This is a genomic window from Streptomyces zaomyceticus, from assembly GCF_014656215.1.
GTDB lineage: Bacteria > Actinomycetota > Actinomycetes > Streptomycetales > Streptomycetaceae > Streptomyces > Streptomyces zaomyceticus.
This window is the reverse complement of sequence record NZ_BNBZ01000003.1, coordinates 78,826-101,448: the sequence shown is the minus strand read 5'-3', so window position 1 is coordinate 101,448 and position 22,623 is coordinate 78,826. Positions and strand designations below refer to the sequence as shown.

Below are 22,623 nucleotides of genomic sequence, written 5' to 3'. Positions count from 1 at the left end.
AGGTGGGTGCAGGATCAGCGGTTCGAATGCGTGCTCGGACACGAGCGTGACCCTGCATATCGCGTGACGGGGCCCGACGGCCAATCGGGGTCCCCGCCACGTCACTTCGGCAGGTCGGCTCACTTCAGCGCCGCCGCCATCATCTTCTGCGCCACCGGGGCCGCCAGGCCGTTGCCGCTGACCTCGGAGCGGGCCGCGCCCGAGTCCTCGATCATCACCGCGACGGCGACCTGCTTCCCGGTGGCCGGGTCCTTCGCGTACGAGGTGAACCAGGCGTACGGCGTCTTGCTGTTGTTCTCGCCGTGCTGCGCCGTACCCGTCTTGCCGCCGACCTCGGCCCCGTCGATCGCCGCGTTGGTGCCCGTCCCCTCGTCCACCACCGTCCGCATCGCGCTGCGCAGCTGCCCGGCCGTCGAGGAGGAGACGATCCGCTCGCTGTCGCCGTCGTCGAACGTGCTGAGCGCGTCGCCGTCCGAGTCGACGACCTCCGACACCATGTGCGGGGCGGCGAGCAGGCCGTCGTTGGCGATCGCCGCCGACACCATCGCCATCTGCAGCGGGGTGGCGGTCACGTCGAACTGGCCGATGCCGGTGAGGGCCGTCTGCGCCTTGTCCATGCCGGACGGGTACACGCTCGCGTAGGCGCGGACCGGGACGTCCAGCTCGGCGTCGTTGAAGCCGAACTTCTCCGCCATCGCCTTCACCTTGTCCTGCCCCAGATCGGCGGCCATCTTGGCGAAGACGTTGTTGCAGGAGTACCGGAGCGCGGTGCGGATCGTGGCGTTCTCGCAGGGCGCCGAGGCGTTCTCGTTCTTCAGCACGGTCCGGGTGCCCGGCAGGGTGTACGGGTCGGGGCTCTTCGTCGCCGTGTCCACGGAGCCGTACAGACCGTCCTCCAGGGCGGCCGCCGCGACGACCAGTTTGAAGGTGGAGCCGGGCGGCAGCGGCTGGCGCAGCGCCCGGTTGACCAGCGGCTTGTCCTCGTCGGTGGTCAGGGCCTTCCAGGCGTCGCCGTCGGAGGTCCCGGCGATCTTCGACGGGTCGTAGGACGGGGTGGAGACCATCGCGAGGATCCGGCCGGTGGCCGGATCGACGGCGACGGCCGCGCCCTTCGTGTCCCCGAGCGCCCGGTAGGCGGCCTTCTGCACGTCCGGGTCGATCGTGGTGACGACCGTGCCCGGCTGTTGCTGCTTGCGGGTGACGGCGTCGAGCGGGGTCTTCAGCCGGTCGTCGGTGCCGTCGAGGACGCCGGAGTAGATGCCCTCCAGCTGGGTGGCGCCGTACGCCTGCGAGCTGTAGCCGGTGACCGCCGCGTACAGCTCACCGTCCGTGTACGTGCGCCGGTACTCGAGGTCCGTTCCCTCCGTCTTCTTCGAGCCGGTGACCGGTGAACCGGCCACGACGATGTTCCCGAGCGGCTGCGCGTACTGCGCGATCGTCTTCCGCCGGTTCTTGCTGTCGTCCGCGAGCGCCTTCCCCTCGTACGCCTGCACCCAGGTGGCCCGGCCCAGCAGGGCGAGCACCAGGAGCAGCACGAAGACCGAGGTGCGCCTGATCGTCTTGTTCATCGCACTTGGGGGGACGAACGGCCCGGTGGGGGACGTTCCGGATGTGGCCGGTTTCTCAGCGAACCTTCATGCGGGGCGGGCCTCCGTGTGGCCGCCGTCACCCCGTCCGGACGAACCCCGACTCGTACGCCAGGATCACCGCCTGCGTGCGGTCCCGGGCGCCCGACTTCGCCAGGACCGACGCCACGTGCGTCTTGACCGTGGCCGCGCCGACGCCGATCCGGCCCGCGATCTCCGCGTTCGTCAGGCCCGTCGCCACCAGGCGCAGCACCTCCGCCTCCCGTTCGGTGAGCCGCGCCACCCACGGCGGCGCCACCGGTGGCCGGTGCCGGGCGTGCTCGGCGGCCAGCCCCCGTACCGCCGCCGGGTACAGCAGCGAGTCGCTCCGCGCGACCAGCCGGACCGCGCCCACCAGGTCCTCCGCCGCCGCCCGCTTCAACAGGAATCCGGCCGCGCCGACGCGCAGCGCGTCGTACACGTACGCGTCGTTCTCGAAGGTGGTCACCACCACGATCCGGGGCGGCTCCGCCATTCCCGCGAGGATCTGCTCGGTGGCCCGGATCCCGTCGATCTCCGGCATCCGTACGTCCATGAGGACGACGTCCGGCCGCTCGGCCCGCACCACCGACACCGCCTCGGCGCCGTTGGCCGCCTCGCCGACGACCTCCAGGTCGGGCTCCGCGTCGAGGATGACCCGCAGGGCCGTCCGCACCATCCGCTCGTCGTCGGCGAGGACGATCCTGAGGGGGGCGCTCATCGGGGGATCCCGACGACGAGACGCCAGACGCCGTCCGCCGGACCGGCCTCGGCGGTGCCGCCGAGCAGCCGGGCCCGTTCGGCGATACCGCGCAGGCCGTGCCCGCCGTTCGGGCGGACGACCGGGGGCCGCGCGGGCAGGGGGTTCTCCATGGTGATCTCCACCTTCTCGGTACCGGCGTCGAGCCGTACGGTGACGGGCTCCCCGCCCGCGTGCCGGGCCGCGTTCGTCAGCCCTTCCTGAACGATCCGGTACGCCTCCCGGGACAGCGCCTCCGGTACGGGGGCGAGGTCCCCGGACACGGTCAGCGCCACCTTCGGTCCGGCGCCCCGCACCAGGGCCTCCAGGGCGTCGAGCCCCGGCCCGGGCCCCGGCCCCTCCTCGGACCGGTCGCCCCGCCGCAGCAGGCCGAGAACCCAGTCCAGCTCGCCGACCGTGCGCCGGGTGGTCTCCTCGATCGCGGTCAGCGCCTCCCGGACGAACTCCAGGTCCGCCCCTTCGCCGCCGTCCAGCACCCGGCGGGCCGCCCCCGCCTGGAGGGTGACCGCGCTCAGCGCGTGACCGACCGAGTCGTGCAGCTCCCGCGCGAGCCGGTTGCGGGACTCCGCCTCCGCCGCGCGCCGCTCGGCCGCCGCGAGCCGGTCCGCCGGGCTCGGTCCGAGCAGCCGGGGCGCCTGCCGGGCGAGCAGGGCCCCGGTCGCGGCGGCCACGGCGGCGAGCGCGAGCAGCATCAGGAGCCCCGCGGGGACCGCGGCCCAGGTCCACCAGGGGCGGTCGAGGCCCCAGAGCCGGCCGAGCTCCGACTCCCGCAGCGCCGGCGAGAACGGCAGCGCCAGCACGGACACCGCGAACGGAGGGAGCGCCAGGCTCGCCCCGCTGATCAGCGCCCCGGCGCCCAGGTGCAGGGTGAGCCAGCCGGCGGTCCTGGCCTTCGCCTCCCTGCCCCGGGCCGGGCCGTCCGCCAGAGTGTCCGCCGGAAGGCCGCACAGCGCCCGCGCCGTCGCCACCGACATGGGCCGGGCCAGGGGGAAGAGCGCGGCGACCGCGACGAGCGGAAGCCCCACCGCGTACGCCCCGAACTGCAGCCCGAGACTTCCGGTGAACAGCCCGCCCTCGCCGAGCAGCATCCCGACGACCACGGTGCCGACCATCCAGAACGGCATGAACAGCGCGCCGCCCACGATCAGATGGAGCCAGCGCCGTCTGGCCCGCTGCCCGAGGAGGGCGGCCGCGCACCGTCTCACGCCTCGGTGCTCCGGCGCCGCAGGACCACGGCCAGAGCGGCGGCGAGGAGGAGTCCGGTGATCATTTCGCCAGCGTAGGCGAGCCGCATCAGGGTCGTGACCTGCTTGGCCGGATCCGCCTCCGGTATGAGCGCCACCAGTGACATGTAGGCGCCCCAGCAGCCCGCCGTGCTCGAGCCGACCCAGGCCGCAGCGACGGCGGTCCGCACCTTCAGCGCCGCGGGCCGGCGCAGGACCAGGAAGAGGGTGGCGGCCACGCCGACGACCAGGAAGACGACCCACTGGGCCTCCAGGACGACGGCGTCGGAGTCCCGTTCGACGATCTGCCGGGCGGACATGCCCTCGGTCGAGCCGAAGAGCCACCGCACATGGAGCACGGCGGGGAAGAGCGCGAGGACGGCGCCGGCCAGAGCGGTGGCCCGTACCAGGGGACCCGAGAGACGGGCGGGGAGCCCACCGAGCCGCCCGCGCCGGAGGTGGCCCCAGCGGTCGCGCGCGTACAGGGCGAAAAGGGTCCCGAGGGAGAGGCCCTGGAGGATGAAACCGCCGTAGACGACGACGAAGACCCAGGGCTCCAGGAAGGGTTCGGCGGGAGCGGCCGCCCGCTCGTCACCGCCCAGGAGGGCCACGGCGAGCTGGGCGGGATAGCCGGTCATGATCGGGGCGAGCAGCCCGGTCGCCGCCCACATGGGGAGCACGAGGAGCCAGGCCGGCACCCGTCGCCCCCAGGGCCGGGTGAGGAGCAGGGCGAGGACGACCACGAGGGCGTCGGCCAGCACCGTGATCGAGTTGGCGACGGCCAGCAGCTCCCGGCGCTCCAGGAGCGCGCTCCCGGCGGGGATGCCGATCTCGCTGCCCGCCACCCAGGCGATCTTGAGCGAGACGTACGGGACGCAGGCGAGGATCGCGACGACGCGCAGCGCGCGCCGGGCGCGGCCGGGACGGTGGTCGGCGGGCGTCCGGTGGCCGGTGCCGTCCCGGTGGTCGGCGCCGGGCGCCGGGGCGGGGAGGTGAGCGGTCGGTGTCATGGCTCCACGCTCGCGGGTGCGCCCCCGGTGCCACCTCCTGCGGAGCGACGATCCGCCTCCGCCGCACGGGGGAGGCGGAGATGTCCCCGGGGCTGGTGACGAGGCCGCGCCACATCGTCGGTGAGGCCGCGCCACACCTTCGGAGGGAGGGGGCCGACCCGAAATTGACCCACGTTTTTCTAGATCAATTGAACCCGACCCAAGGGTCAATGGGGCCCTAGAGTAGTGATCATGAACGAGAACGCGCCCTTCGCCCCGCTCCTGACCCGCGCCGCCACCGCCGAGACCACCGCCGACCCCAGCAGCGTGATGACCCTCCTCGCCGACTCCGGCTCCACCGGCGGACAGCTCACCAGCTACCGCTCCTCCTTCGCGAAGGGCGCGGTCGGCGCCCCGGCGCACTTCCACACCAAGGCCTCAGAGATGTTCTTCGTGCTCGGCGGTTCGCTCCAGGTCCTCGTCGACGAGGAGCTGACCGTCCTGGAGCAGGGCGACTTCCTCCTCGTCCCGCCGCACACCCCGCACGCCTTCGCGGCCGCCCCCGGAGCCGAGGCCGACGTGCTGTTCGTCTTCACGCCCGGCATGGCCCGCTTCGACTACCTGCGCCTCCTCGGCCGGGTCATGCGGGGCGAGGCGAGCTTCGAGGAGATCAAGGCGTCCTCGGAGCGGTACGACAACCACTACGTGGACAGCCCGGTCTGGCAGAAGGCGCTCGCCGAGCGCGGCTGAACCGGCCGGGCACGGCCGACGGCTCCGCCGGGTGGGTGGCGCCGGGAACGTGCGGTGTCCCCTCCGGGGATGCGTTCAGAGGCGCCGGGTCGCCAGTGTCAGCCGGTCCCGCGCGTCGAAGAGCGCGTCCTTGATCATCTGCTCGTGGGCCGGGGTGAGCCGCGCCACCGGCACCGAGCAGCTGATCGCGTCCCGCGCCGGGGTCCGGTACGGGATCGCGACCCCGAAGCAGCGCAGCCCGAGGGTGTTCTCCTCGCGGTCCACCGAGAAGCCCTGCTCGCGGATGACCCGCAGCTCCTCGATGAGCTGCTCGCGGTCGGTGATCGTGTGCTCGGTCAGTGCCGGGAGGGTCTCGGGGAGCAGCTTGCGCACCTGCTCGTCGGTGTGGGTGGCGAGCAGCGCCTTGCCGAGCGAGGTGGAGTGCGCGGGCAGCCGGCGCCCGACGCGGGTGAACGGCCTCAGGTAGTGCTGGGACTGACGGGTCGCCAGGTAGACGACGTTGACGCCGTCGAGCCGCGCCAGGTGGATGGTCTCGGTGGTGTCGTCGGAGAGTCGGTCCAGGGTGGGCCGGGAGGCGGCCACCACCTCGTCGCCGTCGATGTACGAGGTGCCGACGAGCAGCGCCCGCACGCCGATGCCGTACCGCGTGCCGGTCGCGTCCGTCTCCACCCAGCCCAGCTCGACCAGGGTGCGCAGCAGCATGTAGAGGCTGGACTTGGGGTAGCCGACGGCTTCCTGGACGGCGGCGAGCGAGTGCATCCCGGGGCGTCCGGCGAAGTACTCGAGCAGCTCCACGGTCCGCACCGCGGACTTCACCTGCGCTCCGCCCGCGTCGGCAGTCGCCATGACCCTCGCCCCTTTTCGTCGTCCGGTCGTCCCGTGGCCACCTGGCTGAACGGGGCCCTTGTGGAGACGGCCGGGCCGTCCCTAAAGTCCCGTACAGATGCGTTCATCTACGGGAACTGTGTTCAGAATAGCGAACAGGGGCGTGGCGGTGGCGGCAGAACCAGTGTGGAGTGTGGACCCCCGGACGGGGAAGCCGCGCGAGCGGGTCGCGACGGAAGCGACGGCGGAGGACGTCGACCGGTCCGTACGGGCCGCGCACGGCGTCCGCGAGGCCCTCGCCGACCGGTCCGTACGGGCCGCCCTCCTCCGTACCGCCGCCGACCTCCTCGACGGGGCCGGTGAGCAGATCATCGAGACCGCCGACGCCGAGACCGCGCTCGGACCGGTCCGCCTCACCGGCGAACTCGCCCGCACCACGGCCCAGTTGCGGGCCTTCGCCGAGGTCGTCGAGGAGGGCTCCTTCCTCGACATCCGGATCGACCCGCCCGACCCCGGAGCCGTCCCGCCCCGGCCCGACCTGCGCCGCTGGAAGATCCCGCTCGGCGTCGTCGCCGTCTACGCCGCCAGCAACTTCCCGCTCGCCTTCTCCGTCCCCGGCGGCGACACCGCGAGCGCCCTCGCGGCCGGCTGCCCCGTGGTGGTCAAGGCCCATCCCGACCACCCGGCCACCTCCGAACTCTGCGCCTCCCTGCTGCGCAGGGCCGCCGTCAAGGCGGGCCTCCCCGAGGACGTCCTCGTCCTCGTCCACGGCTTCGACGCGGGGGTGGAGCTCGTCCGCCACCCGCTCGTCGCCGCCGCCGGCTTCACCGGCTCGGTCCGCGGCGGGCGGGCCCTCTTCGACGCGGCCGCCGCCCGTCCCGTCCCCATCCCCTTCCACGGCGAACTCGGCTCCCTCAACCCGGTCGTGCTCACCACCGCCGCCGTCGAGGAGCGGGCCGAGGAGATCGGCGCCGGCCTCGCCGGTTCCATGACCCTGGGCGCGGGCCAGTTCTGCACCAAGCCCGGCTTCGTCCTGGCCCCCTCCGGCGAGGCCGGCGACCGCTTCCTCGCCGCCCTCGCCTCCGGGGTCTCCGCCGCCGGACCGGCCGTACTGCTCGACCACCGGATGCGCGAGGCCTTCGTCACCGGGGTCGCCGAGCGCGCCGCGCTCGGCGGGGTGGAGAGCCCCGTCGCCCCCGGCGCGGTCGGTGCCCACACGGTCGGCGCCGGTGTCCTCGCCGTCGACGCCGGGCGCCTCACCGGCACCCGGGGCGAGGGCGACGACGGCCACCACCTCCTCCTGGAGGAGTGCTTCGGGCCCGTCACCGTGGTCGCCCGCTACGACTCCCGTACGGAGATCACCGAGGTCCTCTCCCGGCTGCCCGGCAACCTCACCGCCACCCTCCAGATCGCCGAGCGGGGCGAGGACGAGGACGCGGCCCCGCTCCTCGCCGAACTCACCCCGCTGGCGGGCCGGGTCCTCGTCAACGGCTGGCCCACCGGCGTCGCCGTCGCCGCGGCCCAGCACCACGGCGGCCCCTACCCCGCCACCACCTCCACCTCGACCTCGGTCGGCGCGACCGCGATCGAGCGCTGGCTGCGCCCGGTCACCTACCAGTCGACCCCCGACCGGCTGCTCCCCCCGGAGCTCCGTGACGGCAACCCGCTGGGGCTGCCCCGCCGCTGAACCCCCTCGTCCCACCGTCCGACGCGCACCACGATCTTGCCGAGGTGCGCGTCGGACTCCATCAGCCGATGGGCGTCGGTGATCCGCTCCAGGCCGTCGAAGACCTCGGCGATCACCGGCGTCAGCGAGCCGTCGCGGAGCCCCGAGCCGATGAAACCGGCCGAGCGCCGCCGCCCCTCCCCGGTCCCGGCGAGTGCCCGTTGGCGTACGTGTGGACCGTCTGCGGCCAGTTCGCCGAGAGGGCGACCGGCCGCGGGTCGAGCCAGCCGTACTGCACGGCCGTTCCCCCGGGCCGCCTCGCCCACCTCACCTGGTGGCGGATGACCACGGCGGGCCGCCTGCTCCGCTCCGAGGACCTCCCGCTCCGCGCGGTCGCCCAACGCTCCGGCTGCTCCTCGGAGTTCGCCTTCGCCAAGGCCTTCGCGCGAGAGTACGGCGTGGCCCCGGGCCGGTACCGCAAGGGCGCACGGGACCCGGGGCTCAGGCCCGGCGGCCCGGCAGGCGCAGGGACGCCAGGGTCGTGAGGGTCAGGAAGGCCGCGCTGATCAGGAGGCTCGCGCGCAGGGCCGTCTCCATCGACGCGGCCGCCATCGATCCGAAGACCGCGATCGCCAGCGCGCCCGCAGTCTGCCGGACCGCGTTCAGGAGGCCGGCGGCCGTGCCCGCGCGCTCCGCCGGGACCGCCTCCATCATCGAGGCGATCAGCGGCGGCAACGAGAAGCCCGCCCCGAGCGCCAGCGGCACCAGGAGCAGCGCCTGCGCCCATGGCGAGGTGCCGGCGTCCACCGTGAGCAGTCCGAGCAGGCCCGCCACCGCGACCGTCTGGCCGAGGACGATCGGCAGCCTCGGCCCGTACCGTGCCGCCGCCTTCGCCGACAGGATGTTCACTCCGGCGAGCAGCCCCGTCATCGGCAGGAACATCAGCCCGGCGGCCAGCGCCGACAGGCCGAGCACCTGCTGGAAGAAGAGGCTGAAGACGAAGAGCATCCCGTAGAAGGCCACGCTGTTCGCCGAGCCCGCCGCGACCGCGACCGCGACCGTCGTGTTCCGGAAGAGCCCGAGCGGCACCACCGGGTGCCGCCGCCGCGTCTCGATCACCAGGAACGCGGCGAACGAGACGCCCGCGACCCCCAGCGCCCACCAGGCCTCCGTGCCGCCCTCGATGGCGGCGAAGGTCAGCGACCCGAGCGCCGTCATCGCCGTCAGCTGGCCCGGCAGGTCGAGCGGGGCGGGCCTGCGCGCCGACGGCGCCACCCGGGTGAGCAGGACGAGCGCGAGCAGCCCCAGCGGCAGATTGACGAAGAAGATGCCCCGCCAGCTCCACGCCGTGGTCAGCGCCCCGCCCACGACCGGGCCGAGCGCCACCGCGACCGTGCCGCCCGCCGCCCACAGCGACACCGCCCGCGCCCGCCGCACCGGATCGCCGTACGCCTCGCGCACCAGCGCCAGCGAGGCCGGCAGCATCGCGGCGGCCGCCGTGCCCTGCACCGCCCGGGCCGCGAGGAGCTCCGGAAGGCCGGGGGCGAGACCGCAGGCGGCCGAGGCGAGGACGAAGACGACCACCCCGATCCCGTACGCCCTGCTCGCCCCGACCCGGTCGGCGAGCGCCCCGCTGGACAGCAGCAGCGCGGCGAAGGCCAGCGTGTACGCGTCGACCACCCACTGGAGTCCGGACATCCCGGCCCGCAGGTCCGCGCCGATCGCGGGCAGGGCGACGTTCACGACGGAGGTGTCGAGGGTGATCAGGGCGAAGCCGAGCATCGCGGCGGCCAGGGCGGGTCCGGGCACCCCGCCCCCGGCGGCCCGGGCGGCGGGGTGCCCGGGGGCACGGCCGGAGGACGGGGCGCGGCCGGAGGACGGGGCGGGGAGGGAGGACGGGGCGGGGGCGGGGGCCGTGGTGCGGTCGGTCGAGGACATGCCACCAGCTTCATGATCGGCGGAGCCGTACAGTAGTGGCCCGAATGCCATATGCCCGGAGGTTCTGGCCATGACCGCCCCGCCCCACGCGCGTCCGGCCCGCGTCCGTCGTGTCGCCGTGATCGCCGCCCCGCCCGTCTCGATGTTCAACCTGGCCATCCCCGAGATGCTGTTCGGCAAGGTCGAGATCGACGGCGCGCCCGGGTACGAGACCGTCATCTGCGCCCCGGACCCCGGGCCCGTCACCACCGCCGGCGGTCTCGACCTGGTCGTCCCGCGCGGCCTCGACGCCGTGGAGGAGGCCGACACCGTGGTCCTCGCGGGCGGCGGCTCCGCGACCGACCCCGACCCGCGCATCCTCGACGCCCTGCGTGCCGCCGCCGCCTCGGGGAAGCGGATCGCCTCCATCTGCACGGGCGCCTTCGCGCTCGCCGAGGCCGGACTGCTCGACGGCCGGGCGGCGACGACGTACTGGGCGTACCGCTCGCTGCTCGCCACCCGGCATCCGGCCGTCGACCTCCAGGACGACGTCCTGTTCGTCCAGGACGGACCCGTGCTCACCTCCTCCGGGTACGCGGCGGGCATCGACCTCTGTCTGCACGTCATCCGCACCGACCACGGCGCCGCCGTCGCCAACACCGTCGCCCGGCTGGCCCTCGTCGCACCCGTACGGCCCGGCGGCCAGACCCAGTTCACCCAGACCCCGCTGCCGCCCGAACGCGGGGTCTCGTTCGCCGACACCCGTGCGTGGGCGATGGAGCACCTCGACGAACCGCTCGGCCTCACCGACCTCGCCCGGCACGCCGGGGTCTCCGTCCGCACCCTCTCGCGGCGCTTCCACGCCGAGACCGGGGTCAGTCCGCTCCAGTGGCTGCTGCACCAGCGCGTGGAGCGGGCGAAGGAGCTCCTGGAGACCACCGCGCTGGCCGTGGACGGGGTGGCCCGGGCCAGCGGTCTCGGCACGGCGGACTCCCTGCGCCGGCACCTGCTGCGCCGCACGGGCCTCACCCCGAGCGGCTACCGGTCCTCCTTCAGCCGCCTCCCCGCCCCGCTCTGACGGCCCCGTCCCCGTTTCTTCCGCCCCTCCCCCCGCCCCGACCGCGTACGGGGCGGACGGGGGCGGACGCGGCGGTCTCCGTCCGGCCGCAACCGGCCCGCCCTCCCGCGCGTCCTCAAGGTTCATGATCCGACTCGCCACCGCAGCAGACCTCGACGCCGTCGCGACCCTCCACACCGAGGCCCGCGCCACCTACTACCGCGGCCACATCCCAGACGCGGACTTCCTCGGCCCCGAGGAGATCGCCCGCGCCCGGGCCGGCTGGGCCGCCGCCGTGGACCGCGGGGCCGTCCTCTGCGCCGTACGGGACGGGGCGATCGCGGGCATCGCCGCGTACGGCGAGCGCGACGGTCTCATGCACCTCACCCAGCTCCACGTCCTCCCCGCCCGCTGGCGCGCGGGCGTCGGCACCGAGCTCCACGCGGCCTGCGGCGACGCCTGGCGCGCCGCCGGGGTGACCACGGCCCGGCTGGAGGTCTTCGAGAAGAACAAGCGGGCCCAGGCCTTCTACGCTGCCCGCGGCTGGCTCCCCGACCCCGAGACCCCGCGCGACGGCGACCACCTCGTGCTCCGGCTCACACTGGGGCCGGAAACGGAATGAAATCCGCCGGTCGGGTCGTTGTCGCGACGGAACACCCCACCGTCGACCCCCGGAGAGAAGTCACATGCGCGTCGAGATCTGGAGCGACATCGCCTGCCCCTGGTGCTACATCGGCAAGGCGCGCTTCGAGAAGGGACTCGCGGCCTTCGCCCACCGCGAGGACATCGAGGTCGTGCACCGCTCCTTCGAGCTCGACCCGAACCGCGCCAAGAGCGACACCGGCCCCGTCCTGGAGATGCTGGCCGAGAAGTACGGCCGCACCCTCGACGAGGCCCGTGCCATGGAGGCGCACGTCGCGTCCAACGCGCACTCCGAGGGCCTCGGCTACCGGACCGACGGCCGTGACCACGGCAACACCTTCGACATCCACCGGCTGCTCCACCTCGCCAAGGACCGCGGACGCCAGAACGAGCTCCTCGACCTGGCCTACCGCGCCAACTTCGCCGAGGAGCGCTCCGTCTTCGACCCGGAGACCCTGGTGGCGCTCGGCGTCGAGGCCGGTCTCGACGAGACCGAGGTGCGGGCCGTCCTCGCCGACGACTCCGCCTACGCGGACGCCGTGCGCGCGGACGAGCGCGAGGCCGCCGAGCTCGGCGCGAACGGTGTGCCCTTCTTCGTCCTCGACCGCCGCTACGGCATCTCCGGCGGCCAGCCCGCCGAGGTCTTCACCCAGGCCCTGGAGCAGGCCTGGCAGGGCCGGGTCCTCCAGCCGATCGGCGGGGACGCGGCGGTCTGCGACCCGGACGGCAGCTGTGAGGTCCCCGGGGCCTGAGGCTCCTTGCCCGCACGGCGGTCCGACCGCCCGCACCCTCTCCGACCTGCGGAGATAAGCAAAGCTTGGATTTTCCCCATGATCTAACCCAATTGACGGGAGATCGTGGGGAATCCAGGCTGGGGGCATGGATTCCCTGGAACAGCCTCTCGGCGGCGCCGAGTTCGCGCCCAAGAAGACCTACCTCAACACCTCGGCGTGCGGGCTGCTGCCCCGCCGGACCATCGAGGCGGTCACGCTCCTCGCCGAGGAGACCGCCGACGGCCGTCCCGACGGCGCCGGAAGCTTCGACATCGTGGACGAGGCCCGTGCCGCCTTCGCCCGGCTCGCCGACGTCCCGCCCGAGCGCGTCGCGGTGGGCAGCTCGGTCGCCGTGCACTGCGGGATGATCGCCCAGTCGATGCCTTCGGGGTCCGAGATCCTCTTCCCGGAGGGCGAGTTCTCCTCCGTCATCACCCCCTTCACGATCCGCGGCGACCTCAAGGTCCGTTTCGCGCCGCTGGAGCGGCTCGCCGAGTCCGTCGGCCCCGACACCGCGCTCGTCGCCTTCTCCGCCGTGCAGTCGGCGGACGGCCGGACGGCCGACTTCGCCGCGATCCGCGCCGCGGCGGCCGCGCACGGCGCCCGGACGCTCCTGGACGCCACCCAGTCGGCGGGCTGGCTGCCGCTGCGTGCGGGGGAGTGGGACTACACGGTCGCCGGCGGCTACAAGTACCTGCTCTGCCCGCGCGGGGCGTCCTTCCTCACCGTGACCGAGGAGGCGCAGGACTCGCTCCTCGCGATCCACGCCAACTGGGTCACCGGCGAGGAGCTGTGGGTGAACAGCTACGGCCCGGTCCGTGAACTGGCCCGCACCGCGCGCCGCTTCGACGAGCCCGCGGCCTTCTTCTCGTACCACGGGGCGGCCCGCTCGCTCGCGCTCCTGGAGGAGATCGGCATCGAGCGGATCGAGGCCCACAACAAGGGTCTCGCGGCCCGCTTCCGCTCCGGTCTCCTCGCTCTCGGCCACGAGCCGGTCATGGACGAGTCGACCGTCGTCGCCGTGCCCCGTCTCGGGGACCGCGCGGACGCGCTGCGCGAGGCCGACGTCCTGCTCTCGGCCCGCGCGGGCAACCTGCGGGCGTCCTTCCACCTGTACAACGCGGCGGCGGACGTGGACCGGGCCCTGGACGTCCTCGCGGACTGAGCCCCGCGGGGCCCGTGCGGGCCCCGCGGTCGGGCGGTCGGGCGGTCGGCAGGCCCCGAGTCGTGGCCGGCGGTTTCCGGCCCGCGGCGGGTGGTTTCCGCGCCGCCCGTCAGCAGACCCCGGGGGGCGGCGGGCACTCGCCCGCCTCGCCCGCCTCCTCGCGGAGGTTCTCCGCCACGAGCCCGAGGAGCCGGGCCAGTTCCGCCCGGTCCTCGGGCCCGAGTCCGCTCAGGGAGAGCTGTTCCAGGTCCGTCCAGACGCCCTCGACGCCGGCGCGCAGCGCGCGCCCCTCGTCCGTCGCCTCGACGAGGACGGCTCGGCGGTCGGCCGGGTCCGGGCCGCGGCGGACGTGGCCGCACTGCTCCAGGCGCTGGAGCATCTTGGTCACCGTCGAGGCGTCCAGGCCCAGCGACTGGATGAGTTCGGACTGGCGGACCGGCCCGCGGTCCCAGAGCCGCATCATCATCATTTCCTGGCCGGGGTAGAGCTCGAGCTCCTTCAGCCGGCGCCCGGCGGCGATCCGGTGCATCCGGGCCACCCGGGCCAGGGCGATGCTGACCGGTCCGCCGTGGGCGGCGGACGGGGTCGGCTCGGTACAGACGGGGTCGGGTCCAGGCATCGGGGCTCCTCGGGAAGGCTCTCTCCACCAGATTACCTTGGTCGGCCAATCAATGGGTTACAGTGAATCCGGGCCAGATAGTTGGCCGACCACATAAACCTGTGAAGGGGACAGCCATGACCACCGCCTTCGACCCCGTCGACCTCGCCGGGACCCGGCTCGCCAACCGCATCGCCATGGCGCCCATGACCCGCAGCCGCGCCGACGGCGAGAGCCGCACCCCCACCGCGCTCGTCGCCGAGTACTACGCCCAGCGCGCCTCGGCCGGCCTCATCATCACCGAGGGCGCCCAGCCGACCGCCGTCGGCCAGGGCTACCCCAACACCCCGGGCCTGCACAGCGCCGAGCAGATCACCGCCTGGCGCGAGGTCACCGACGCCGTCCACGAGCGCGGCGGAAAGATCTTCGCCCAGCTGATGCACGCCGGCCGGATCAGCCACCCCGTCGTCCTCGGCGACGGCCTCCACCCCGTCGGACCCTCCGCCGTCGCCCCGGCGGGCAAGCTCTTCGCCGGCACCGGACTCATCGACTTCGTCGCCCCGCGCGAACTCACCGCCGACGAGATCCGGGAGACGGTCGACGGCTTCGCCACCGCCGCCCGCAACGCCGTCGAGGCCGGCTTCGACGGTGTCGAGATCCACGGCGCCAACGGCTATCTCGTCCAGCAGTTCCTCGCCTCCGGCTCCAACCACCGCACCGACGAGTGGGGCGGCCCCGTCGAGAACCGCATCCGCTTCGCCGTCGAGGTCGTCAAGGCCGTCGCCGCCGAGATCGGCCCCGAGCGCACCGGCCTGCGCGTCTCCCCGGCCAACACCTACAACGACATCGCCGAGACCGACACCGACGAGCTCTACCCCGCCCTCGTCGCCGCGATCGACCCGGTCGGCATCGCGTACCTCCACGTCACCGAGGCCGCCCCGGAGGTCCGCGGGCTGACCCTCGCCCTGCGCAAGGCGTTCACCGGCACCTTCATCCTCAACCCGGCCACCGAGGGGCCGACCGGGGCCGACGCCCTGACCCTGATCGAGGACGGCACCGCCGATCTCGTCGCGTACGGGGCGCTCTTCCTCGCCAACCCCGACCTGCCCGCCAGGCTGCGGGCCGGCGGCCCCTTCAACACCCCGGACACCGCCACCTTCTTCGGCGGCGACCACCGCGGTTACACCGACTACCCGGCGCTGTGACCGGGGCACCCGGAGGAACGGGGAGGGGGCGGGGGCCCGGCACCGGCCCCCCCCCCCCTCCCCGTACGACCGGCCGGGATCAGGCCCACGCCTCCGTGACCGCCCGGCCCGCGCCCTCCAGGTCCACCGTGCGGCCCGTCTCGCCGAGCGCCGCGCCCAGGGCGGCGAGCGAGGACCGCACGGCGCCCGGCGTCGCGTCCACCCCGTAGTGGTTGACCCGGATCATCTCCTTGGCCAGCGCCCCGCCGCCCGCGATCAGCGGCAGCGACGGATCGGCGGCCAGCGCCTTCGCCACCAGCTCCGAGGCGTCCACCCCGGCCGGCACCCGCAGCGTCGTCGCGACCGGGGCCGCGTCCTTCGCCTCGTACACATACGGTTCCAGACCGCCGCCCAAGGCCAGCGCGCCAGCGCGGGTCGCGGCCGCCGCGGAGGCGTGCCGCGCCATCAGGGCGTCCAGGCCCTCCGCCTCGATCCGCTCCACACAGGCCTCCAGGGCCAGCATCTCCAGCTGCGCCGGAGCGTGCAGCAGCGCCTTGCGGCCGCCGTCGATCCAGCGCTCCTTCCAGTCGAGGAGGGAGAGGTACGAGCGGCGCGGCGCGGCCGGGTTGGCGGCGAACCGCTCCCAGGCCCGCGCGCTCACCGACACCGCCGACACCCCCGCGGGGCCGCCCATCGCCTTCTGCGCGCCGATGATGCACATGTCCACGCCCCAGGCGTCCGGCAGCACCGGCTCGGCGCCGATCGACGCCACCGCGTCCAGGTAGAACAGCGCGCCGTGCGCCCGGACGACCTCGCCGATCTCCGCCACCGGGTTGGTGTTCCCGGTCGCCGCCTCCGCGTGCACCAGCGACACGAAGTCGATCTCCGGGTGGGCGGTCAGCGCCTGCTCCACCTGGGCGGCCGTCACCGCGGTGTGGAAGGGCACCTCCAGGTCGACCACGGTCGCGCCGCAGTCCCGCAGCCAGTTGCCGAAGGTCTGCCCGTACGGTCCCGTCACCACGTTCAGCGCGGTCGAACCGGCCCGCGCCCCACTGCGGATGCACCCTTCCAGCGGCAGCAGCGCCTCGCCCTGGGTGATCACCACGTCCTGCTCCGTGGAGAGCAGCGCGGCCACCCGGCGCTCGATCGACGCGAAATGCGCGGCGGTCAGCGGGGCCAGGTCCAGGAGCGGATGTGTCACGGTCACGGCGGTGCCTCTTCGACTCGGTGCGGTGCGGGCGGAACTCCGATCAGGGTACCGAGGCACCTTCCCGCCGCCCCCTGTCCCACCTGTACACCCCGTACGGGCCGCGCGGGACGGCCGACGGGCGGCCCCCCCGATCGGGGGTCCCGGCGGGGCACCCTCCCTCGTACAGTGCAGACATGAGCGATCACACGGTGCTGCACGTGAAGGGACGGGTGCTCGTCGGCCCCGAGGACGTACGGGACGAACTGTGGTGCGTCGACGGCCGGATCACCTTCGACCGACCCGCCGCCGAGGCGGTCACCGTCGAGGGCTGGGTCCTGCCCGGACTCGTCGACGCCCACTGCCACGTCGGCCTCGACCGGCACGGCCCCGTCGACGAGGCCACCAGCGAGAAGCAGGCCCTCACCGACCGGGACGCGGGCACCCTGCTCATCCGGGACGCGGGCTCGCCCTCCGACACCCGCTGGATCGACGAGCGCGAGGACCTGCCGAAGATCATCCGTGCGGGCCGGCACATCGCCCGTACCCGTCGCTACATCCGGAACTACGCCCACGAGATCGAGCCCGCCGACCTCGTGGAGTACGTCGGCCGCGAGGCCCGGCGCGGCGACGGCTGGGTCAAGCTCGTCGGCGACTGGATCGACCGTGACGCGGGCGACCTGACCGCCTGCTGGCCGCGCGCCGAGGTCGGGGCGGCCATCGCCGAGGCGCACCGGCTGGGCGCCCGGGTCACCGCGCACTGCTTCGCGGAGGACTCCCTCCGCGATCTCGTCGAGGCCGGCATCGACTGCGTCGAGCACGCCACCGGCCTCACCGAGGACACCATCCCGCTCTTCGCCGAGCGGGGCGTCGCGATCGTCCCGACCCTGGTCAACATCGCGACCTTCCCGCACCTCGCCGACGGCGGTCAGGAGAAGTTCCCCCGCTGGTCGGCCCATATGCGCCGGCTGTACGAGCGCCGGTACGACACCGTGCGCGCCGCCTTCGACGCGGGCGTCCCGGTCTTCGTCGGCACCGACGCGGGCGGCTCCCTCGCCCACGGTCTCGTCGCCGAGGAGGTCGAGGAGCTGACCCGGGCGGGCATCCCGCCGATCGACGCGCTCGCGGCCACCGCCTGGGGGGCCAGGGCCTGGCTGGGCCGTCCCTCCCTGGAGGAGGGCGCCCCGGCCGACCTCGTCGTCTACGGCGAGGACCCGCGCGCGGACGTCCGGGTCCTCGCGGCGCCGCGGCGGATCGTGGTCAACGGGCGGGTGGTGGGGTAGCCGACCACCCGCGCCGGAGGACCGGCGGCGGGGGCGGCGCGACGGCCGGCCCCCGCCGGGCGGTCAGCGGCGGGTCAGGAAGGCCAGCCGGGCCTTCTTCTCCGGGATGAAGACCTCCGGCAGGTCCACCTCGGGCAGCACGACCTCGGGGCCCAGCTCGAAACCGGCCCGCACCATGCGCGCGATCGCCTTCTCGTTGGCGGCGTCCGGCTCGACGACGACCCGGGTGTGGTCCCGCAGCGTGAAGCCGACGAGCACCGAAAGGAGACTGCCGGTGAAGCCGGGCTGCGGGGCGGCGTTCGGGGCGATGAGGAAGTGGGCGCCGACGTCCCCGGGGAGCACCTCGTAGCACTCGCTCACCCGGTCGGCCTCGGGGTCGTACGTCTGGAGGAGGGCGACCGGCTCGTCGTCCCGGCTGACCAGGAAGCCGTGGTGGGTGGTGAGCGAGTCGAGGTGCGCGTAGATGTCCCGGACCTGCTCGACGGTGGTGCCGACCATGCCCCAGAAGCGGGACCGCTCCTCGTTGACCCAGCCGTGCAGGAGCTCGGCGTCGCGGTCGGGGTCGATCGGCCGGACGGTGACGGTGCCGAAGCCCTCGACGTTCCGGACGTATGCGGCGGTGGTCATCCCTGCTCCTTGGTGAGGTACTGCCAGTCGGTGGTGACGGGGGCGAGCTCGCCCCTGAGCCACAGGGGAAGCTGGTCGCGGTGGTGCGGGTCGCCGGGGACGCCGGACGCGCCGAACGGCACGATCCACCCGCTCCGTTCGCGGTCGGCGAGGTCCCAGACGTAGCGCGCGGCGGAGGCGCGGGCGCTGCGGTCGGTCCACCCCGGCACGCTGGAGGTGGAGAGCACGCAGTCGTGGTCCCCGCCGAGCCCCGGCCACTGCGCGTCGTCCGGGTCGGGCAGCGCCTGCCAGGGCGCGAGCCGGTGCGTCACGCCCCAGGCGGCGGGGGCTTCGCCGGCGCCGACCTCATCGAGTGCCTCGCGCACGATCCGGTCCACGTCCCCGGCGGGCACGGGCCCGGCCACGAGCAGGGTCTCCAGGGCGTAGGCGACGCGCGGGCCGAGGGCCAGCCAGGGCCGGAACACCTCGGGGTACGGGGCGGGTTCGCGCAGCGCGGCGAAGGCCTCGTGGGCGGCGAGCCGGCGCACCACGGCGCCGCGCACGGCCGCGTACAGACCGGCGTCGGTGCTCTCGGCGTCCATCCGGCGGTCCCAGGCGAGCAGCCGCTCCCGTACGGCGGAGGCGGCGGGGGAGAGGGCGAGGGAGAGGGCGGGGACCGCACCGGCCCCGGCCTCGTCCGCGGTCGTGCCGCCGGCCTCCGCCTCGTCCGTGGTCGTGCCGCCGACCCGGGCCACGGCCGCGAGGAGCCGTGCCGCCGAAGGGTTGTCGGTGTCCCGGTGGACGGCGGTCACGGTCTCCGGGGTCCACTCCGCCGAGGCGCCGAGCAGCGCGTCGATCCGCTCCGCCCGGTGCGGCGGGGCGAACTCGACGCCAAGCGGCGCGGCCAGGCCCCGGGCGTTGGCCATCACGGCGTGGCCTGTCACCTCGGCGCGGGGGAGCGGCGCGGGGGACGCCTCCCAGGCGTGCGCCGGATCCCAGGCGGACACGATCCGCAGCGAGTTGGCCCGGTTCCGTACGGGGACGTGGCCGGCGACCCGGTGCAGCAGACCGCCCCGGGTGTCGGCGGCCAGGACGACGTTGACCGGCTCGACCCAGCCGTCGAGGGCCGTGTCCACCTCGGCGACGGTCCGGGCGCGCAGCAGTGCGGGCAGCACCTCGAAGCCGAGCTCGCCGGTGACCCGCGGCGGGTGGCGGAGGCTGACGGCCTCCCAGCCGGCGGTTTCCGCGGGCTCGTCCCGGTGCTCGTCGTCCGCGCCGATGATCACCGGGCCCCGGTCCGTCTCGATCACCTCGATCACGACCGCCTCCCCGCCGGAGACCTCGACGGTCTCCGTGTGCGCGGCGGCCGGGCGCCACCCCTCGGGGCCGTACGCCTCGATCCCGCCGTCCGGGAGCCGCCGCAGCCGCTCCCGGTAGAGGTCCTGGTAGTCCGCCATCGCGTTGGTGATGGCCCAGGCCACCGGGCCGGTGTGGCCGAAGTGGGCGAGTCCGGGGACGCCCGGCACGGCGATGCCCACCACGTCGTACTCGGGGCAGGCGAGCCGGATCTGCTGGTAGACGCCGGGTGCCTCGATGAACCGGTGCGGGTCGCCGGCCACCAGGGCCGCGCCGCTCGCGGTCCGCCCGCCGGCGACCAGCCAGCCGTTGGAGCCCGAGGTGCCGGGCCCGTCGGTCGAGAAGAGCTCCGTCCACTCCTCGCCGAGGCGCCGGGCGACCTCCTCGCGCCACAGCTTGGTGGGGAAGCCGGCGAAGAGGATGTGGGTCGTGAGCCAGACGGCGAGCGGGGTCCACGGCTCCCAGCGGCCGGGGGCGAGGCCGGTCTCCGTGAACTCGGGGGCGCGTCCGGCCCCTTCCGCCAGACCGTCGTTGACCCCGTCCACGTACGCGCGTACCCAGGCGGCGGTCCGGGGGTCCTCGCGTTCGAGCCGCTCGAAGCAGCGGCGGGCGGTGTCGGCGAGCCGGGACCGGCGGGCGAAGGTGTCCCAGGCGAGTTCCGCGGGGCCGAGGAAGGCCGCCGTGGTGCCCTGGGCGCGGTGTCGCTCGACCTCCAGCTGCCAGGCCCGGTCGCGGGCGGTGGCCCGGCCCTGGGCGAAGGAGAGTTCGTCCGGGTCCGCGGCGCGCAGATGGGGGACGCCCCAGGCGTCCCGGTAGACCTCGATGCTCACGGAGACCCCGATCCCGTCCTTGTGTCGCCATGGCTCTTTGCCATGTCCACTGCCAATTTCTTAGGTTAGGCTGACCTAAATTAATCTACAGGAGTTCAGGGGAGGGGATTGCGGTGGGTCACGGCTGGCAGGGTGCCGTTCTCAAGTTGTTCCGAGGCAAGGACTTCACGTTCACCGTGACGGGGGCCGAGCAGGTCACCGAGGACTACCGCCGGGTGCACTTCACGGACGGCGGGCTGCTCGCCGCCGCCGGAATCCACCCGACGATGTGGGTGCGCCTCTGGTTCGAGAGCGCGGGCAAGCCGCACCAGCGCGCCTACACCCTGGTCGACCCCGACCTGGAGGCCGGCACCTTCAGTCTGGAGTTCGCCCTCCACGACGGTGTCGCCAGCCACTGGGCCCGCGCCTGCGTCCCCGGTGACACCGTGGACGCGACGCTCCAGGGCACCGGCTTCGATGCCCCCGCCCCGCTGCCCGGACGGCTCCTCCTGGTCGGCGACGCGGCCTCCCTGCCCGCCGTCAACTCCCTGCTCGACGCGCTTCCGGGCGTCCCGGCCACCATCTGGTTCGAGACCCAGCACGCCTCCGACGAGGACCTGCCGGTCCGGCTCGACCCCGAGCACCACGAGCTGCGCCGGGTGCCGCGCGAGAACGGCGGGGCCGACCTCGTCGCCCGGGTGAAGGCCGAACTGCCCGGGCTCGCGGACTCCGATCCGTACGTCTGGATCGCCTGTGACACCGCGACCACCCGTACCCTCGCCGCCTACGCGCGCAAGGAGCTCGCCCTCCCCAAGGAGCGCGTCCACGCCCTCGGGTACTGGCGCGCGAGCTGAGCGCGCCGGGTTGACGATCCGTTACCCCGGCGCGGCGCCGGTCGTTCACACCGTTCCCTCGTGTACCCGTGTGCACCCGTGCGTGCGAAAGACGCGGGACACCCGGGAACGGTTGTGTCGAGAAAATTCGAAAGTGAACACGGAAACCCCCCTTTGGAGTGAACTCACGCCAGGCGACTGCCGGTTCACTCTCCGTGCGTAAAGATTCCGGTGTCTCAAGTCGCCGAGGCCGCGCCGACCCACCGTCCCCGTGGTGAGCGGCCGGCGACGCCATGTCTCTTGTGGGGGTTCCACCATCTTGAACAGCAACACCTTCGGCATGCCCGTACGCCGCACCGCCGCCGCCGTGACCGTCGCCGCCCTGGCCGTCGGCCCCGTGCTCCTCGTGGCCCCGGCGGCGCACGCCACGGGCGACGAAGGGCGCGCCACCGCCGTCGTCCTGCGGACCGGCCTCGACGTCTCGCTCGTCGGCAAGACGGTCGACGTGCCGGTCCGGGCCTCCCTCAACGAGGTCAAGGCGCCGGAGACCGAGAGCGAGACCGCGCTCACCGTGAAGGTGCGGGGGGCCGAGGGCGGGAAGCCGATCGACATCCTCGCCGCCGACGTCGCCACCTCGAAGGCCACCGTGGACGAGAAGAAGGCGGAGGGGTACGTCAACCTCGTCAAGGCCCGGGTCCACGTCCCCGGCATCCCGCTCCTCTCCCTCGTCGAGGTCGAGAAGGTCACCTCCAAGGCGCTGTGCGAGGTGGGGAAGAAGCCGGTCGCCGAGTCCAACGTCCTCGGTCATGTCATCGTCTTCGGCAAGAAGACCACCCTGTCCACCGGAGGCCGGACCCACGTCGAGGTGCCGGGCGTCGGCAAGGTGACCCTCGACCTCTCCCGTACGTCCACCACCTCCCGCACGGCGGCGGCGACGGCCCTCGAACTCAAGGTGGAGGTCGACCCGCTGAAGCTCGGCGTGGCCGCGGTCAACGGCACCGTGACCCTCGCCGAGGCCACCTGCGAGACCCCCGTGGGTCCGGCCCCGACCGAGAAGCCCACCGAGAAGCCGACCGAGCGGCCCACCGAGAAGCCCAGTGAGCAGCCCAGCGAGCAGCCCACGCAGGAGCCCTCGGCCAAGCCGAGCGACGCCGGCGGCATCAAGACGAACAACGGCGGCACCACGCCCACCGAGAACCTCGCCGCGACCGGAGGCAGCTCCACCACCCCCTACATCGCGGGCGGGGCGCTCGCCCTCCTGGTGGCCGGCGGCGGCGCCCTCGCGCTGACCCGCTCGCGCGCCCGCTCCCGAGGCTGACGGTCCGAGGGGGACGGCCGGGAAGGCGGCCCGAGGGGGACGCGCCGGGGGGCGTGGCGCGGGAGCGTGAACGGGTCCG

At 74.1% G+C, this 22,623-nt stretch carries 21 protein-coding genes and 1 pseudogene; 11 read left to right on the top strand and 11 right to left on the bottom strand.

Annotation, left to right across the window (positions count from 1 at the left end; translation table 11 throughout):
* Positions 1-119: 119 nt before the first annotated feature.
* The 4 genes from IE311_RS05565 to IE311_RS05550 form a co-directional block, all read right to left on the bottom strand.
* Positions 120-1,568, bottom strand: coding sequence for a peptidoglycan D,D-transpeptidase FtsI family protein (locus IE311_RS05565; protein WP_189830439.1), 1,449 nt, complete (start codon positions 1,566-1,568; stop codon positions 120-122).
* Positions 1,569-1,665: 97 nt separating this feature from the next.
* A complete protein-coding gene (locus tag IE311_RS05560; protein WP_189830438.1) occupies positions 1,666-2,325 on the bottom strand; it encodes a response regulator transcription factor in 660 nt (219 codons plus the stop codon).
* The gene (locus IE311_RS05555; RefSeq protein WP_189830437.1) at positions 2,322-3,569 is read right to left on the bottom strand and encodes a sensor histidine kinase; all 1,248 of its coding nucleotides are present in this window, start codon (positions 3,567-3,569) and stop codon (positions 2,322-2,324) included. Before IE311_RS05555 ends, IE311_RS05560 begins: the two co-directional genes overlap by 4 nt.
* Positions 3,566-4,597: a hypothetical protein gene (locus IE311_RS05550; protein ID WP_189830436.1), complete on the bottom strand. Its 1,032-nt coding sequence runs from the start codon at positions 4,595-4,597 to the stop codon at positions 3,566-3,568. The genes IE311_RS05555 and IE311_RS05550 overlap by 4 nt, the downstream gene beginning before the upstream one ends.
* Before the next feature lie 231 nt (positions 4,598-4,828).
* On the opposite strand from IE311_RS05550, the gene IE311_RS05545 reads away from it, so the two are divergent.
* Entirely contained in the window at positions 4,829-5,326 is a 498-nt protein-coding gene (locus IE311_RS05545; protein ID WP_189830435.1) for a cupin domain-containing protein, read from the top strand.
* 75 nt (positions 5,327-5,401) lie between these two features.
* On the opposite strand, the gene IE311_RS05540 is transcribed toward IE311_RS05545, so the two are convergent.
* Positions 5,402-6,172, bottom strand: a complete 771-nt coding sequence (locus IE311_RS05540) for an IclR family transcriptional regulator (protein ID WP_189830434.1) — start codon at positions 6,170-6,172, stop codon at positions 5,402-5,404.
* Between the two features lie 148 nt (positions 6,173-6,320).
* On the opposite strand from IE311_RS05540, the gene IE311_RS05535 reads away from it, so the two are divergent.
* Entirely contained in the window at positions 6,321-7,838 is a 1,518-nt protein-coding gene (locus IE311_RS05535) for an aldehyde dehydrogenase (NADP(+)) (RefSeq protein WP_189830433.1), read from the top strand.
* Here IE311_RS05535 and IE311_RS37285 read toward each other — a convergent pair.
* Positions 7,763-8,143 (bottom strand): zinc-binding dehydrogenase, encoded by a 381-nt coding sequence (locus tag IE311_RS37285; RefSeq protein ID WP_189830432.1) that lies wholly within the window; start codon positions 8,141-8,143, stop codon positions 7,763-7,765. The two genes, IE311_RS05535 and IE311_RS37285, sit on opposite strands and share 76 nt — an antisense overlap.
* Here IE311_RS37285 and IE311_RS05525 point away from each other — a divergent pair.
* A pseudogene (locus IE311_RS05525) lies at positions 8,135-8,362 on the top strand (helix-turn-helix domain-containing protein); the annotation flags it as partial. The gene IE311_RS37285 and the pseudogene IE311_RS05525 overlap by 9 nt on opposite strands.
* Here the strand turns inward: IE311_RS05525 and IE311_RS05520 are convergent.
* Positions 8,319-9,755, bottom strand: a complete 1,437-nt coding sequence (locus tag IE311_RS05520) for an MFS transporter (RefSeq protein ID WP_189830431.1) — start codon at positions 9,753-9,755, stop codon at positions 8,319-8,321. The pseudogene IE311_RS05525 and the gene IE311_RS05520 sit on opposite strands and share 44 nt — an antisense overlap.
* Before the next feature lie 70 nt (positions 9,756-9,825).
* On the opposite strand from IE311_RS05520, the gene IE311_RS05515 reads away from it, so the two are divergent.
* The 4 genes from IE311_RS05515 (at position 9,826) to IE311_RS05500 (ending at position 13,371) form a co-directional block, all read left to right on the top strand.
* On the top strand, positions 9,826-10,812 hold the full coding sequence (locus tag IE311_RS05515; RefSeq protein ID WP_189830430.1) for a GlxA family transcriptional regulator: 987 nt from the start codon (positions 9,826-9,828) through the stop codon (positions 10,810-10,812).
* 124 nt (positions 10,813-10,936) lie between these two features.
* Entirely contained in the window at positions 10,937-11,413 is a 477-nt protein-coding gene (locus IE311_RS05510; RefSeq protein ID WP_189830429.1) for a GNAT family N-acetyltransferase, read from the top strand.
* A gap of 64 nt (positions 11,414-11,477) precedes the next feature.
* Entirely contained in the window at positions 11,478-12,185 is a 708-nt protein-coding gene (locus IE311_RS05505; RefSeq protein WP_189830428.1) for a DsbA family oxidoreductase, read from the top strand.
* Positions 12,186-12,312: 127 nt separating this feature from the next.
* Entirely contained in the window at positions 12,313-13,371 is a 1,059-nt protein-coding gene (locus IE311_RS05500; RefSeq protein WP_189830427.1) for an aminotransferase class V-fold PLP-dependent enzyme, read from the top strand.
* Between the two features lie 109 nt (positions 13,372-13,480).
* Here the strand turns inward: IE311_RS05500 and IE311_RS05495 are convergent, their stop codons facing one another.
* Positions 13,481-13,990 (bottom strand): MarR family winged helix-turn-helix transcriptional regulator, encoded by a 510-nt coding sequence (locus IE311_RS05495; RefSeq protein WP_189830426.1) that lies wholly within the window; start codon positions 13,988-13,990, stop codon positions 13,481-13,483.
* A 116-nt stretch (positions 13,991-14,106) separates the two neighbouring features.
* Between IE311_RS05495 and IE311_RS05490 the strand changes: the two genes are divergently transcribed.
* Entirely contained in the window at positions 14,107-15,174 is a 1,068-nt protein-coding gene (locus tag IE311_RS05490) for an alkene reductase (protein WP_189830425.1), read from the top strand.
* 79 nt (positions 15,175-15,253) lie between these two features.
* Here the strand turns inward: IE311_RS05490 and IE311_RS05485 are convergent, their stop codons facing one another.
* Positions 15,254-16,354, bottom strand: coding sequence for a pyridoxal-phosphate-dependent aminotransferase family protein (locus IE311_RS05485; RefSeq protein WP_189830720.1), 1,101 nt, complete (start codon positions 16,352-16,354; stop codon positions 15,254-15,256).
* Positions 16,355-16,536: 182 nt separating this feature from the next.
* On the opposite strand from IE311_RS05485, the gene IE311_RS05480 reads away from it, so the two are divergent.
* Entirely contained in the window at positions 16,537-17,622 is a 1,086-nt protein-coding gene (locus tag IE311_RS05480; protein ID WP_189830424.1) for an amidohydrolase family protein, read from the top strand.
* 63 nt (positions 17,623-17,685) lie between these two features.
* On the opposite strand, the gene IE311_RS05475 is transcribed toward IE311_RS05480, so the two are convergent.
* Positions 17,686-18,249: a GNAT family N-acetyltransferase gene (locus IE311_RS05475; RefSeq protein WP_189830423.1), complete on the bottom strand. Its 564-nt coding sequence runs from the start codon at positions 18,247-18,249 to the stop codon at positions 17,686-17,688.
* Positions 18,246-20,414: a penicillin acylase family protein gene (locus tag IE311_RS05470; protein WP_189830422.1), complete on the bottom strand. Its 2,169-nt coding sequence runs from the start codon at positions 20,412-20,414 to the stop codon at positions 18,246-18,248. Before IE311_RS05470 ends, IE311_RS05475 begins: the two co-directional genes overlap by 4 nt.
* 113 nt (positions 20,415-20,527) lie before the next feature.
* Here IE311_RS05470 and IE311_RS05465 point away from each other — a divergent pair, with 113 nt between their 5' ends.
* Positions 20,528-21,247, top strand: a complete 720-nt coding sequence (locus IE311_RS05465) for a siderophore-interacting protein (protein ID WP_189830421.1) — start codon at positions 20,528-20,530, stop codon at positions 21,245-21,247.
* A gap of 298 nt (positions 21,248-21,545) precedes the next feature.
* Positions 21,546-22,544, top strand: a complete 999-nt coding sequence (locus IE311_RS05460) for an SCO1860 family LAETG-anchored protein (RefSeq protein WP_189830420.1) — start codon at positions 21,546-21,548, stop codon at positions 22,542-22,544.
* Positions 22,545-22,623: the final 79 nt, after the last annotated feature.

What these genes read in the sequence shown, in the direction of transcription:
- IE311_RS05565 (WP_189830439.1), bottom strand. Translation starts at nt 1,568, where the DNA reads ATGAACAAGACGATCAGGCGCACCTCGGTCTTCGTGCTGCTCCTGGTG.
- IE311_RS05560 (WP_189830438.1), bottom strand. Translation starts at nt 2,325, where the DNA reads ATGAGCGCCCCCCTCAGGATCGTCCTCGCCGACGACGAGCGGATGGTG.
- IE311_RS05550 (WP_189830436.1), bottom strand. Translation starts at nt 4,597, where the DNA reads ATGACACCGACCGCTCACCTCCCCGCCCCGGCGCCCGGCGCCGACCAC.
- IE311_RS05545 (WP_189830435.1), top strand. Translation starts at nt 4,829, where the DNA reads ATGAACGAGAACGCGCCCTTCGCCCCGCTCCTGACCCGCGCCGCCACC.
- IE311_RS05540 (WP_189830434.1), bottom strand. Translation starts at nt 6,172, where the DNA reads ATGGCGACTGCCGACGCGGGCGGAGCGCAGGTGAAGTCCGCGGTGCGG.
- IE311_RS05520 (WP_189830431.1), bottom strand. Translation starts at nt 9,755, where the DNA reads ATGTCCTCGACCGACCGCACCACGGCCCCCGCCCCCGCCCCGTCCTCC.
- IE311_RS05515 (WP_189830430.1), top strand. Translation starts at nt 9,826, where the DNA reads ATGACCGCCCCGCCCCACGCGCGTCCGGCCCGCGTCCGTCGTGTCGCC.
- IE311_RS05510 (WP_189830429.1), top strand. Translation starts at nt 10,937, where the DNA reads ATGATCCGACTCGCCACCGCAGCAGACCTCGACGCCGTCGCGACCCTC.
- IE311_RS05505 (WP_189830428.1), top strand. Translation starts at nt 11,478, where the DNA reads ATGCGCGTCGAGATCTGGAGCGACATCGCCTGCCCCTGGTGCTACATC.
- IE311_RS05500 (WP_189830427.1), top strand. Translation starts at nt 12,313, where the DNA reads ATGGATTCCCTGGAACAGCCTCTCGGCGGCGCCGAGTTCGCGCCCAAG.
- IE311_RS05495 (WP_189830426.1), bottom strand. Translation starts at nt 13,990, where the DNA reads ATGCCTGGACCCGACCCCGTCTGTACCGAGCCGACCCCGTCCGCCGCC.
- IE311_RS05490 (WP_189830425.1), top strand. Translation starts at nt 14,107, where the DNA reads ATGACCACCGCCTTCGACCCCGTCGACCTCGCCGGGACCCGGCTCGCC.
- IE311_RS05480 (WP_189830424.1), top strand. Translation starts at nt 16,537, where the DNA reads ATGAGCGATCACACGGTGCTGCACGTGAAGGGACGGGTGCTCGTCGGC.
- IE311_RS05475 (WP_189830423.1), bottom strand. Translation starts at nt 18,249, where the DNA reads ATGACCACCGCCGCATACGTCCGGAACGTCGAGGGCTTCGGCACCGTC.